Consider the following 13,714-nt stretch of genomic DNA (forward strand, 5'->3'; position numbering starts at 1 on the left):
AATTCAATATGTCTAAGATGACGAAAATACTATCGACTATCGCATTAACTTCTGTCGCTACCGGCGCTTACGCAAATCAATGTGAAACGGTACGATTTGCCGATGTAGGCTGGACAGACATTACCGCAACCACGGCTGTAACCACAGAGCTACTGAAAGGCTTGGGTTACAAAACCAAGACGGATCTGCTGTCTGTACCAGTAACTTATTCCTCTATGGCGAACGGCGACATTGATATCTTCCTTGGTAACTGGATGCCAACGATGGAAGGTGATATCGCTAAGTACCGAGATGCTGGCACTGTCGAAACAGTAAAAGCGAACCTTGTCGGCGCGAAATACACTCTGGCAGTACCAAAATACGTTTATGACGCCGGTGTGAAGAGCTTTGCTGACCTGGAAAAACATGCCGACAAATTTAAAGACCGTATTTACGGCATTGAACCAGGTAACGATGGTAACCGCCTGATTCAATCCATGATCGACAGCAATGCGTTTGGTTTAAAAGACTTCAGCCTGGTTGAATCAAGTGAAGCGGGCATGGTGTCACAAGTATCACGTGCGGTACGCCGCAATCAGTGGATCGTTTACTTGGGGTGGGCGCCGCACCCAATGAACAGTAATGTTGAAATGGAATACCTAGCGGGTGGCGATGATTTCTTCGGCCCAAATTACGGCGGTGCGAACGTTTATACGAACGTACGTCAAAACTACCTTGCTGAGTGCCCAAATGTGGGCCAATTGGTGAAAAACCTAGAGTTCAGCCTAGAAATGGAAAACGAGCTGATGGAAGCGATTCTCAACCAGAAGCAAAAACCATCTAAAGCCGCACAAGCTTGGTTAAACGCGAACGCAGACAAAATCGAAGTGTGGCTGAAAGACGTGAAGACCGTCGATGGTCAAGACGCACAGTCGGCAATTGCTCGTTACCTTAAAGACAACGCTTAATTGATTTTCTTAGTGGGCAGCAATGCCCACATCATCAACACAAAGGTTTTATTGTGAATTTTATTACGGACAACAAACTACCGTTGGGCCAATGGATGGAAACGGGCGTCGATTGGTTAACCATCAATGCATCCGGCTTTTTCGATGCAATCTCTATTACCCTAGAAACCATCATTATGTTTGTGGTGGATATCTTTAAATGGATGCCGCCAGCCGCTCCTATCATTATGACTGCTGCGTTAGCGTGGTTTTTGCACCGCAGTCTCCCGTTGGTCGTATTTATTGTATTGGCTCTGTTGGCAATTCTTAACCTTGGCTACTGGCAAGAAATGCTGGAAACCTTTGTTCTTGTGTTTGCAGCGACAACGATTTCCGTATTAATTGGCGTGCCACTGGGGATCATGGCAGCGCATCGCCCTTGGTTATACACGTTACTCCGACCTATTTTGGATCTGATGCAAACCGTACCGACATTTGTGTACTTGATCCCGACCTTAGTTTTGTTTGGATTAGGCATTGTACCGGGACTGATTTCAACCATCATTTTTGCCATTGCAGCACCAATCCGATTGACGTATTTGGGCATCATCAAAGTGCCAGAAGAGTTGCTGGAAGCGGGTAAAGCATTTGGCGCAAGCCGTATGAAATTGCTGTTTAAAGTGGAGTTACCTGCGGCATTACCAAGCATCATGGCAGGTGTGACCCAATGTATTATGCTATCTCTTTCGATGGTGGTTATTGCCGCGCTGGTAGGTGCAGATGGTTTAGGTAAGCCTGTTGTACGCGCACTGAACACGGTAAATATCTCGCAAGGTTTTGAAGCTGGTTTAGCGATTGTTCTTGTTGCCATCATTCTTGATCGCTTATGCAAAGCGCCAAACCAGAAGGAGGCTTAATCATGGACGCAATTACAATTGAAAATCTTGATGTGGTGTTTGGTCAGCAGCAATCACAAGCTTTGGCTTTGCTAGACCAAGGTAAGTCTCGTCAGGAGATCATCGACGAAACCGGTCAGGTCGTCGGTGTTGATAATGTCTCTCTGAGCGTCAAACGCGGCGAGATTTGTGTGTTGATGGGTTTGTCGGGTTCTGGCAAATCCAGCTTGCTTCGTACAGTAAACGGACTCAACGATATTTCTCGTGGTTCGCTGAAAATTCAAGATGGCGACAATATGGTGGAGCTTGCTAACTGTAATGAGCAAACGCTTCGTCATCTACGTACTCATCGAGTGTCGATGGTGTTCCAGAAGTTCGCTCTGATGCCTTGGCTAACGGTACTCGATAACGTGGCGTTTGGCCTGGAAATGCAAGGTATAGGTAAAGCCGAGCGCCGTGCAAAAGCACGTGAACAGTTAGAAATGGTGGGCTTGTCAGAATGGGAGAGTAAGCTCCCGCATGAGCTATCTGGTGGTATGCAGCAGCGTGTGGGCTTGGCTCGTGCGTTTGCGATGGACACAGATATTCTTCTCATGGATGAACCGTTTTCAGCACTTGACCCACTGATCAGAGCGCAGCTGCAAGATGAACTGATTCTGCTGCAAGAAAAGCTCAATAAAACCATTTTGTTCGTGAGTCATGACTTAGATGAAGCACTTAAAATTGGTAACAACATTGCCATTATGGAGTCGGGTAAACTGATTCAGCATGGTAAGCCAGAGCAGATCATTCTGGCACCAGAAACCGATTATGTGGCGGACTTTGTTGCCCACACGAATCCTCTGAATGTGCTTAAAGGTCGTTCGTTAATGAAGTCGAGTGATGCTTTGGTACGTGAAAAAGAGCGTGTGCTTATTTGTCCTGATAAAGAAATTTGGGTGACACAAGAGTCGAAAGGGCTGAGCTTGTCGGATTCTAAACAGTCACTGATTCAGTGGGTGAGCGAATCATCGAACCTCGATGATGTCGAATCTAACTCTGTGGTTCAGGTTAGCCCGAACATCAGCATGCGTGAAGCGATAGAGCTTAAGCAGCGTAGTAATCAACCACTCTTGATGGTGGAAGACAATAAGTTAGTCGGTGTGTTGAGTGATCACGAATTGTATGACGCGTTGCTTGGTAATTTTAAATCCGAGCAAGTGGCTTAGTTGAGATAAACGTCTGAACTGAAAGCGATACTCAACTCAAATTACACTCAAAATAAACAAGCCGCACATCAATGTGCGGCTTGCTCATTCAACAATGATGATTTCAATCAGCTTTTATAGCGTGGTGATAACATCATCCAATGCCATACGCGCTTTAGGTAGACCGTGATTGTAGTCTTCACCATCTTTGTGGTAACCGATCGCCAGCGCAACTTCACAAACGTGGCCTTCCAACTCGTCTTTAAATTCTTCGCCAATCAGCTCAGGATCAACGCCTTCCATCGGAGTGGAGTCAATACCAAGGCGCGCTAATGTGTGCAGTAGGTTACCCAGCGCGATGTAAACTTGCGCCTTAGTCCAATGACCGTTGAAGCCATTTTCATCGGTGTTCGCTTCGGCAAATGCGTATGCGCCCATAAAGGTGTTGTACATATCTGCTGGTAGGTGACCTGAAGTGACTTCGGCATCCACGCGTTTTGCAAACTTCTCTTTTGTGAACTTAGGATCGTAAGCAAGAAGGATCGTGTGCGACGCCGTGGTTGCGTGGGGTTGGTTAAATTGGTGTTTGTTCGCGAATGTGCTGTGGAAGCGTTGTTTCGCTTCATCACTTTCAATCACGATGAATTTCCATGGTTGCGAGTTGATTGACGATGCAGACAGACGAATGGCTTCTTTGATGATGGCCATATCTTCTTGAGAAATGCGTTTTTCTGCGTCGTATTTTTTCGCTGTGTAGCGGCTGTTTAGATCTTTAATGATTTGATGAGACACGTTTTTATCCTCGTTATTCAGTTTTATATCGGCCGCTTTTAGCTTCGACAACCACGCGTACCTCGAAAGTGAGTTCATAGTACCGAATAACCAGCAATTGATAAGATGGCTTTTATTTAAATCACTTTTAACTTTTTGTTGAAAATCGAACAGAGAACGTGGTCTTTGCTGTTTCTTGGCCAAAATTACAAGCTTTGAGATATTCGCTTGCCCCTTGTTTGAGATATTAAATTACACTCATAAAATATGAGTTGTACTCTGGTTTTCGTTTGGAGTGGTCATGAATGTGATTGAGGTTTTCAACGACAGTTACGAGCGTTGTGTTCTCAGTGAGCACTTTTTCGAGCGGTTTTATGCCAAGTTTTGGTCGAAAGGAGAGAACTTTCGGCAGAAATTTGAAGGCGTAGATATGCAAAAGCAAGTTCGTATGCTCAAAGGTTCGATCGTCTTTTTTATGATGACAGACACGTCTTCTGATGCGCGAAAAATGATGGAAAAGTATGGCAAAAAGCACGGTATCGGTAACATTGGTGTCAAACCCGAAGACATTGATATTTGGTTTGAAAGCTTATTGGAAACAGTACAAGAGTGTGATTATGAGTACAACTCCGACGTTGAAAAGGCATGGCGCGCTTGTTTTAAATCGGGTCTGGAAATCATGAAACGCGAATGTGGTACACCGCCAAGTAAATCCGACACGGATCAGTGATCGAAAGGTTTGTGATATCTAATATGAAGAAGCGGCCTTACTGTTTACACCAAACTCAACGAGACCAAACTAAGTCCGCTCAAGTTAAACCCAAGCCACTTCCGCCCTTATTTGAAAATTAATGTGGCTATTCTTCTTTATCCTGCCCCTGATTCTTTTTAACGGCGTTGGCAATGTCCGTCACCGCTTCGACCAAATTAATTGGCATTGGGAAGATGATGGTTGAGGTTTTGTCCGTCGTAATTTCGGTTAAGGTTTGCATATAGCGTAATTGCAGCGCGTTTGGCGCTTCGTTTAGCATTTGTGCGGCTTCTTTCAGCTTGTTTGACGCTTCTAATTCACCCGTTGCGTGAATCACTTTCGCTCGGCGGTTACGTTCCGCCTCGGCTTGGCGAGCCAGCGCGCGAACCATGCTGTCGTTCAAATCGACGTGTTTGACTTCGACGGTGGAGATTTTAATGCCCCAATCGTCGGTTTGTTGATCGAGGATGGATTGTAAATCCTTGTTGAGTCGTTCTCGTTCGGATAGCAGTTCATCCAACTCGTGTTGGCCCAGCACCGAGCGTAGCGTCGTTTGTGCTAACTGGCTGGTGGCATCGCTGTAACTTTCAATATTGTTGATTGCCATTTGTGGGTCAACCACACGAAAATACACCACCGCGTTAACGCGCACAGAGACGTTATCTTTGGTGATCAAATCTTGTGTTGGTACATCCAGCACAATGGTTCGTAAATCAACACGCACCATTTGTTGGATGAAAGGAATCAAAATGATCAAGCCCGGGCCTTTTACTTCTTGAAATCGCCCCAGAAAGAACACCACGCCTCGTTCGTACTCGCGCAGAACCTTAAACATTTGTGTCGCTAATGCGAACAGCAGCACCACGATCACAGCAACAGTGTAGAGCATCATAAACGCCTCCTATTCTTTAGGGCGGTCATTGGGCTTCACCGTTAAGGTTAGCCCTTTAACATGAACAATGGTGACCGATTCACCTTGTTTGAGTTCTTGATCTTGTTCGGTCTTCGCTTGCCAAAATGCACCTTCAAACTGCACGCGGCCTTGTCCGTCGATGAAGTCGTCACTCACAATGGCATGTTTACCGGGGTAGGTCTCTAAACCTGTGGTGACGCCTTTTCCTCGAATCCTGAGTAAGAAACCAATAGTGAGAAGAATCAACGCGATAGAGAAAATAGCGATACCGAAAATCAACGGTAGGGCAATTTGGAAGCCCGGGAGCTCGCTGTCCATCAGGAATATTGAACCAAGCACAAATGCTACTACGCCGCCCAAGCCTAAAATGCCAAAGCTTGGGCTAAAGGCTTCGGCAATCATGAGCGCGATACCGAGTAGCAGCAGTCCTAAACCTGCGTAGTTGACGGGCATCATTTGCAGTGCGTACATCGCAAGTAGTAAGCAGATGCCGCCAAGCACACCGGGTAAACCCACTCCGGGGTTATAAAACTCGAGTAATAGGCCGTAAATGCCGATGAGCATTAGAATGTAGGCGACATTAGGATTGGTGATCACCGCAAGCATTTCTGCGCGCCAGTCCGGTATTCTTTCAACCCAAATGGGATTGTTGAGTGACAATGTCACGGGGAGATTGTTCACCTTGACGGATTTACCGTTTATCGCGGTGACCAACTCTTCTGGCGAGTTGGCGATGACATCAATGACATTGAGTTCTAAGGCTTCTTCTGCGTCTAAACTGGCGGCTTCACTGACGGCTTTTTCTGCCCATTGCGCATTGCGGTCATGTAATTTTGCGAGCCCTTTAATGTAGGCTTTTGCGTCATTGATGACCTTTTTCTCCATGGCGGTTTTAGCCGGAACTTGATCGCCGCTCTTTTCTGCATTGGGTTTGTTTTCATCCGAGGATTCGTTGTCTTTGCCGTCATCAGAAGAGGGTGCTTGTGGCGCACCACCTATGGCGACAGGGGTTGCTGCGCCTAGGTTGGTCGCTTCTGCCATTGCCGCAACGTGGCTGGCAAGCAGAATGTAGGTGCCCGCGCTCGCGGCTCTTGAGCCTGAAGGCCCAACCCAAGTCGCAATCGGTGTGGTCGAGGTTGTGATGGCGTGAATAATGTCTCTCATCGCGCTATCTAGCCCGCCAGGGGTATCCATTTTGAGAATCACTAGGCTCACGCCGTTAATTTGAGCTTGTTCAATTTCCCTAGTGAGGTAGTCACTGTTGGCTGGGCCAATTGCCCCTTTTACGGGCACAATCCAAACCGTATTTGCCAGTGTTTGGCCAGCAAATAGAAGCAGCGGTAGCAGCCATATCCATGTCCGTTTCATGCAGTCCTCCTTGTCCGGTGACAGGGACTTATTGAAAACCTTGTTTAAAGTATATACGCAGACATTTATATCGGGTTGAAACTGTGTTCGATCATCAGTGCGATGCAATACTGAGTCTTACTTGGCAAGAAGCAGAGAGATTGGGGAACAAAAAAGGCAAAGCGACAGAGACCGCTTTGCCTTGGGAGGGGGAGCTAGATTAACAGTGGGGCAAGCCAGAAAACTGAGCGAATGCGTCTTCTCTAGTCATCGGTTTATAGAAGTAGAAACCTTGTAACTCATCTATATTCCACACTTTTAGTTTGCGGACTTGGCTGGCCGTCTCGACGCCTTCTGCGACGATGGTTAATCCCAACTCTTGAGACATATTGGCAATGTTTCGCACGAGCGTTTTGGCTCGGTCGTTGGTTTCAATTTCATCCACGTACGATTTGTCGAGTTTGACGATGTCTAGCGGGAAGTTGCACACGCTGCTAAATGATGCGTAGCCCGTACCAAAATCATCCAACGCCAGTTGTACGCCCAGTTGTTTGATTTCGTTGATGCAGTGGATGGATTCCGTTTCGCCGCCCATCAGCATACTTTCGGTGATTTCTAGCACCAAATGACCTGCAGAGATGTTGTGCTCTTCAATCATGGATTGCAGGAATGAAATCAGCCGTGAATGGTAGAAATGCTGCGCACTCAGGTTGACGTGCACCGTCAGTGGCGGCAAGCCTTGGCTGTGTCTCTTTGTGTTCAGTTTGCCGATAAAATCGCAAGACTGATTGAGGATGGACTCTCCAAGTTCCACAATCAGTTTCCCTTGCTCTGCAAGTGGAATAAAGATCAACGGCGAGATAATGCCGAGCGTTGGGTGCGGCCATCGAGCCAATGCTTCAAAGCCAATGATTTCACCTGATTTCGCGTTCACGATTGGTTGAAAATAAGGAATGATGTTGTCTTGTCGAATCGCTACTTCTAAGTCGCGATTGATGATCATCGACGTTTCTGCCTGCTCAGATAATTCACCATCAGCGACCAACACTTCATGCATGTGACGACCGCTCATTGACTGCGCTGAGTAACGAGCAACAAGCAATAGGTGTTCAAGGGATTGGTGGGTGATTTTAGGGTCAACCATCACGGCTTTGCTGTCGAGCGACAACATAATCCCAGAGAGTTCGATTTTGTAAGAGAGCTGATTTAACAGTCGGTTTGCCGCTTCCAACGCGTCGCTGTGACCGCTTGCGTTGGGAAGAATGACGATGAACTCATGCTCACTAATCCGACCAATTTGGTGAGTGCCCAAATGGTCGCGCAACAAAGTCGAGATGTACTGGATCGCCTCATCAAAAATCAGGTGTCCGTACACTTCAGCGATTTGCTTGAGGCTCTTACTTGTGATGTAGATGAACGAGAAGTGATTCGGCTGGTGTTTCACCAACTCTTCAAGTGCGCCTAAGATTACCGGGCGATTACAAAAGCCAGACACAGGATCAAAATCGGTCAGCTTTTGAATCATCTCAGCTTGTTGTTTGTTTTCACTCAAATCTTGCAACAGCAGCATCAAGGCGGTGTGCCCGTTGTGCTGAATCAGTGTTGCTTCTATTAAACAATCGATGGTTTCGCCATGGCTGTCTAGCATCTGTGCTTCAAACTGATTGCGGCCATGTTGAAGCTCTCGATACATTGCATCAACACGACACTCATCAGCAGTCGTAGGGCAGAGCGAGTCTAATGGCTGCTCAAGAAGGTCGGACTTTTTATAACTCAGTAGTTCAAGCGCTCGATGGTTGGCGTCGACGATTTCACGTTCAATAACGATCAGCATGCCTAACGATGAGCTGTGGTAAAGTGCGCCGAATTTCTCCATGGAGTCTTTCAGCTGTAACTGAGTCATAGACGTGTTTTCAGAGAGCTTTTGCACAAGCTTTGTCGCGAGTTCTAACTCATCGAACTTTACGGACTGCAAACCTTCAAGCTGATATTGGGAGGCGATTTCGTTAATGCCTTCTGCAAAGTGGCTAAAGCGTGTTGCCACCTTTCTTTTGAAGATGAAAAACGTGCTGGTAGCAATGATTGACGCTACCACCCCAACCGTCGCAAAGAGGTAAATAAAGAGCGTATTACCTTTTGAATAGTGTTCACGTTTGGTTTGTGTTTTCAACCACGCAATCGGCTCACCCGCGAGATCGCTGATTGGGGTCCATTTGATGATGGACTCTGAGGTTTTATCGATGCTTTTAGTTTTGGCATGATCGACAGGATTAAACGACTTGGTCACGAGCGTATTGCTGGCAGACATCATCGCTTTAAAGTCGCCAGGGAAACGCTCAGACAGATTGCGTCCCCACAGCATCCAGCCGTTCGAAGGACGATCTCCTTCGCTGTTTCGAACTGGAGCTAAGCTCAACCCCCAAATGTTGTCATTGATCTTAAATATGCCCGCCAAACTTTCGCGGTGAACATCAAGCTTACTGTTCATCGCCAAAATATGCTGTTGGAGTAGTGGCACGGACACGACTTTATTGTTTAGTGAGGATGAAGACTCAGGTGTGCTTTCACGACTCAATGACACTAAGGACTGACCATCCAGTGTGATAAACGACATCAAATCGAGGTTCAGCGCATCAAGGGTTTCGACATATAAGTTGCGTTCGCTGTAACCTGCGATGTCACGGTGTGCGAAAAGGTCATAGGTCTCATCCCAGTAAGCCCAATCATAGGAACTTCCTTCTTGTTGAGTCACCATCATGTCAATTACGGCTATAGCTTGCTGACTTGAGTGGTCAATTTCCATGTTTTCCAACTCATCTAAGCTGTACAGGAAAAAGTATCGGCTGATAAAAAGGAAACTAATTATCATCCCGAGCAGACCGAGCGAGAAATACAAGGCAGTCTTGTAGCGAAGATTTAAGTTAAACAAGCGAGGTGTTTGCATTAAAAAATAGTTATAAGTATTAGTTTTAAAAAAGTGTACGACATATCATATTTGAAATAGTTGATGCTCGTCCAACTTGTCGACATCCATTTTCGCTCGCTTATCTAGGTTATACAGTGAGTTAACCGATTGCTTTTTAAGCAAAACGAGCAGTAAATTAATAAAAAAGTAGATAGTACAATCGCTTAGATAACAGCGCTTCTAGCACGTCATTTTTTGCAAAAAATTTTGTTGATTGTTTAACACGCCTTGATACAAGCATCCGTTTTTCATTCGCCTGTTGACGTAGTAAACTGCGAAAAAACAACAGGAAATTGTGATGTTTATAGTTCAACGCTTGGTCAAATTGGCCATCATCTGTGTCATCTTCTTCACCATCTTTGATTTGATTGCTTACGGTGAAGTCACTTGGTTTTATCGCCTGCTTGCCTTCATCAACTAGCCACGCTCTATTGCCTTCCTGACGCGAGTTCGAATTCTATTGGACTCGCTCTGTCTGTTTTAATCTCTCTCCCTCTTGAGCTTTATACGAAACACAATCATACCTTTTACTCTCGCCTGAAAATGGCAAAAAATCGCATTTGCAACTAGGTTCATAATTAGGGCGTTCTAGGAAGTTCAAGTTATGAGGCTGAGTACAGCTATCAAATGGGGTGCCGCCGTGCTATTCGTTTGTACCGCATCATCCGTCAGTGTTGCAAAAGCAGAAGTCGAACTTGTTTTGCCTATCGAGGGCGATCCGGTCGTCGACGTTAAGTTAGCGCGGATTGGTTGGTATTTATTTAGAGATCCCAACTTGTCATCGAATGGTAAAGTCAGTTGTGAAAGTTGCCACAATCTACAAACGAATGGCGCGCAAAACACAGCCGTAGCAGCAGGTGTAAAAGGGGCAGGAACACGAAACGCGATCACGGTTTTTAATGCGTCACTGAATTACCGACTGTTATGGGATGGCTCGTCGAATGCGTTAGTCTCTCAAATGGATGGCCCAATTCACGACCCGTTAGAAATGGATTCCAACTGGCCGAAGATTGAAAGCTACGTTCAAAACAACGAGCAATATCAAGCGCTGTTTAAACGCGCTGGAAACCTGCCAATTTCTATCGACAACATCAAAGCGTCCATTGTTGAGTTTGTGAAAGGGCTTGAAACTCCAGGCGCGCCGTTTGATGCCTACTTATTGGGTTACACGCATGTTTTGAATGAGAAAGCGAAACGCGGTTGGAAAACCTTCCAGAAAGCTGGGTGCGTACAATGTCATCAAGGGAAAAATGTTGGCGGCGCGATGATTCAACGCTTCGCTTACTTTGAGCATAAACCCGTGCAGAAAGACACAGGTCGCCATTTACTCACAACGGAAGGGGATGAGGGGTATTATTTCCGTGTTGCCAGTTTAAGAAACGTCGCATTAACGGGGCCGTATTTTCATAACGGGCAAGTGACCACCCTTGCTGAGGCCATTCAAATCATGGCACAAACGCAGCTTGGTATTACGATGAGTGATAGCAATATCGAAGACATCGAAGAGTTCTTGACGTCACTCAGCGCCCCAAGGCCAGTAATATTAGAGGTGCTGGAAAATGAATAAGTTTAGGTTGGTCAATTCATGCTTATTTATTGCGATGCTGGTGGCGTGCACCTTTGCCTACATGGCTCACATTAATTCCAAGAGTACGCAACAACTTCATAGCGCGCTTTCTGAGGTCGGCCATCAGCTGATTGAAGAACGCGATGTGATTGTGAATCAGTATGCCATCAAGGAGCGAAAGAACTTCGAGCTCACTAAATCGTTGGTTGATATTGAAGTTGAAGCGGAAAAATTGGCTGATACCTTCGATAATGCCGTTTGGTTTCCCATCTCACCCAACCGCCAGAAAATACAACAGACGTTAGCCAAATTTGAGCAACGGGTTATTCAAACCACTTCGCAATTAGACATGTTGATTGGGGTACAAGTCGAAAATCAATACGCCTTGCTGATGCTGTTGGACATCTATGAAGAGGAGTTTTCGACGCACATTGGTGAAACGCAATTAGATAAACATTACGTCGAGTTTTTTAGCCGCGACTTAGTGAATCAAAGTGGGGAGCAAAGCGAAAGTGGCGCGAACTTTTTGGGGCGCTTACATGAAAGCGATAAAAAAATCGAGCTGTTGACCACTGAGCTACTGGATCACAATTACTTTGTGTTTGTGGAAGAGGCCGAGCACTCACTTCTTGATCTCGCCCAAAATGAGGCGCGCTTCACTTGGCTGTTTGTTTTTGTCGCAGTGATGTTGTTAGTCGGGTCGTTCTTGTATCAACTGCAATACCGAATGCACAACTTGAAGCAGCTTAACTCGGAGTTGGAAGCCGAAACGGACAAAGCAGAGCGAGCCGCGAAGGCTAAATCCAGCTTTCTTGCTGCAATGAGTCACGAATTAAGAACGCCAATGAATGGTGTGCTCGGGATTTCTCAGTTGATTGCAGAGGAAACCAAAGAGCCCGTCACCAAAGAGCATATTAAGGTAATTCTGGATTCAGGGCAGCATTTAATGACTATCCTCAACGACATCTTGGACTTTTCTAAAGTTGAGGAAAATAAGTTAGAACTGGAAGAAGCCCCGTTTCATCTTGAGCAAGTCTTAACTCCGGTGTGCAGCGCCATACAACCGTTAATTGATGAAAAAAGCATTGAGCTGATTGTTGAGAACGACGTTCCGAACAACACCGAGTTCACAGGCGATTGTGCTCGACTTCGCCAAATTTTGTTTAATTTGGCGGGTAACGCCGTGAAGTTTACCAATGAAGGGCACGTACTGATTCGTACCGAGTTAAATGGTGAAGACAAACAGCTGTTGATCATCGTCAGTGATACGGGGATCGGTATCGCACCCGATAAACAAGGGCGAGTATTTAACTCCTTCGAGCAAGCAGATTCTTCAACTACAAGAAGGTTTGGAGGAACGGGTTTAGGGTTGGCCATCGTTAAAAAGCTCACTGAACTTATGGGTGGTTCTATTACCTTAAAGAGCGTAGAAGGGGTCGGCACGCAGTTTATTGTCACTTTGCCGATACCATGGAATGAGAGCGAAAAACCGAGCCCGCAGCATACGCCAGTTCAAACCCGAAGCACTCAGAACTTGCGCATTTTGTTGGCAGAAGATAACCGCGTAAATGCTTTGGTGGCGAAAGGCTTTTGCGAAAAGTTAGGGCACGCAGTGGATGTCGCAGAAAACGGGCTGGTTGCTGTAGAAAAGGCACGCGACAACGACTATGACCTTATCTTGATGGATAATCACATGCCAGAGATGAATGGTGTCGAAGCGACCCGTTTTATTCGCGAAAAGCTAGGGGTAAAGACGTTGCTGTTTGCCTATACTGCGGATGTCTTTCGTGAGGCCCATGACCACTTTATCGCGGCAGGTGCCGATCATGTCCTAACCAAGCCTCTGCAAAGGGAAAGTTTTGCTGACGCTTTGAAGCAATTCAGTACGAGGCTCAAAGTGAAGCAAACCGAAGAGGTATCGCCAGCGAGCAATGTATTGCAACTGCAACGTAAGCCGATTGAAAACTTGAGGCTGACGGAAGAGGAACTGTCGAACTCAGAAATGTTGGCGTCCCTCAAAGAACATCCGAATGAGTTACTTGATCTGCTCAACAGCATCATCACCGATTTTGAACTGGCGGTTGATGACCTGATTGAAAACTTTATGCAGAGCGATTTCGACTCTCTCAAATTGACGATGCATACGACCAAGGGAATGGCGTTGAATTTAGGGCTGAAGATACTGGCTAGCCAAGCGCTGGAACTCGAAACACAGTTAAAAATGAACCAAGTGCCAGCGATTGAACAGCTTCAGATGTTGATCAATCGCCTCCAAGTGAATATTCATCAAGGACACCGTTTGAGAGATGAGTTAGTAAAAGCGCAACAAAACTCAGAACAGGTGCTTTGAAGTGGCTGTTCGCTCATTTCACTCAGTGTCTGTTTTCTTTC

Annotated in this window: 11 protein-coding genes; 7 read left to right on the forward strand and 4 right to left on the reverse strand. The window is 46.1% G+C overall.

Annotated features, from left to right (window positions below; genetic code table 11):
- Window positions 1-8: 8 nt before the first annotated feature.
- From BIW15_RS10365 to choV, 3 genes are read left to right on the forward strand one after another with little or no spacing between them, the layout of a single operon-like run.
- Window positions 9-947, forward strand: a complete 939-nt coding sequence (locus BIW15_RS10365; RefSeq protein ID WP_077280962.1) for a choline ABC transporter substrate-binding protein — start codon at window positions 9-11, stop codon at window positions 945-947.
- A gap of 53 nt (window positions 948-1,000) precedes the next feature.
- Complete coding sequence (choW, locus tag BIW15_RS10370) at window positions 1,001-1,843, forward strand: choline ABC transporter permease subunit (protein WP_005487988.1); 843 nt, start codon at window positions 1,001-1,003, stop codon at window positions 1,841-1,843.
- 2 nt (window positions 1,844-1,845) lie between these two features.
- Window positions 1,846-3,030 (forward strand): choline ABC transporter ATP-binding protein, encoded by a 1,185-nt coding sequence (gene choV / locus BIW15_RS10375; RefSeq protein WP_077280963.1) that lies wholly within the window; start codon window positions 1,846-1,848, stop codon window positions 3,028-3,030.
- A 114-nt stretch (window positions 3,031-3,144) separates the two neighbouring features.
- On the opposite strand, the gene BIW15_RS10380 is transcribed toward choV, so the two are convergent.
- Window positions 3,145-3,801, reverse strand: a complete 657-nt coding sequence (locus BIW15_RS10380; RefSeq protein WP_005499154.1) for an NAD(P)H-dependent oxidoreductase — start codon at window positions 3,799-3,801, stop codon at window positions 3,145-3,147.
- A gap of 280 nt (window positions 3,802-4,081) precedes the next feature.
- Between BIW15_RS10380 and BIW15_RS10385 the strand changes: the two genes are divergently transcribed.
- Window positions 4,082-4,510 carry a globin gene (locus BIW15_RS10385; RefSeq protein WP_077280964.1) on the forward strand — a complete coding sequence of 143 codons (429 nt, stop codon included), beginning with the start codon at window positions 4,082-4,084 and terminating at the stop codon, window positions 4,508-4,510.
- A gap of 127 nt (window positions 4,511-4,637) precedes the next feature.
- Here the strand turns inward: BIW15_RS10385 and BIW15_RS10390 are convergent, their stop codons facing one another.
- The 3 genes from BIW15_RS10390 to BIW15_RS10400 form a co-directional block, all read right to left on the reverse strand.
- The gene (locus BIW15_RS10390; protein ID WP_005488077.1) at window positions 4,638-5,423 is read right to left on the reverse strand and encodes a slipin family protein; all 786 of its coding nucleotides are present in this window, start codon (window positions 5,421-5,423) and stop codon (window positions 4,638-4,640) included.
- Window positions 5,424-5,432: 9 nt separating this feature from the next.
- A complete protein-coding gene (locus tag BIW15_RS10395) occupies window positions 5,433-6,812 on the reverse strand; it encodes a nodulation protein NfeD (RefSeq protein WP_077280965.1) in 1,380 nt (459 codons plus the stop codon).
- A gap of 199 nt (window positions 6,813-7,011) precedes the next feature.
- Window positions 7,012-9,735, reverse strand: coding sequence for an EAL domain-containing protein (locus BIW15_RS10400; protein ID WP_077280966.1), 2,724 nt, complete (start codon window positions 9,733-9,735; stop codon window positions 7,012-7,014).
- Between the two features lie 319 nt (window positions 9,736-10,054).
- Between BIW15_RS10400 and BIW15_RS25315 the strand changes: the two genes are divergently transcribed.
- From BIW15_RS25315 to BIW15_RS10410, 3 genes are all read left to right on the forward strand, one after another.
- Window positions 10,055-10,177 carry a hypothetical protein gene (locus tag BIW15_RS25315; protein ID WP_017447435.1) on the forward strand — a complete coding sequence of 41 codons (123 nt, stop codon included), beginning with the start codon at window positions 10,055-10,057 and terminating at the stop codon, window positions 10,175-10,177.
- A gap of 183 nt (window positions 10,178-10,360) precedes the next feature.
- Window positions 10,361-11,323: a cytochrome-c peroxidase gene (locus BIW15_RS10405; RefSeq protein WP_077280967.1), complete on the forward strand. Its 963-nt coding sequence runs from the start codon at window positions 10,361-10,363 to the stop codon at window positions 11,321-11,323.
- Window positions 11,316-13,673, forward strand: coding sequence for an ATP-binding protein (locus BIW15_RS10410; RefSeq protein WP_025611190.1), 2,358 nt, complete (start codon window positions 11,316-11,318; stop codon window positions 13,671-13,673). Before BIW15_RS10405 ends, BIW15_RS10410 begins: the two co-directional genes overlap by 8 nt.
- Window positions 13,674-13,714 lie beyond the last annotated feature (41 nt).

Source organism: Vibrio sp. SALL6 (genome assembly GCF_002002385.1).
In the GTDB taxonomy this organism is placed as follows: domain Bacteria; phylum Pseudomonadota; class Gammaproteobacteria; order Enterobacterales; family Vibrionaceae; genus Vibrio; species Vibrio parahaemolyticus.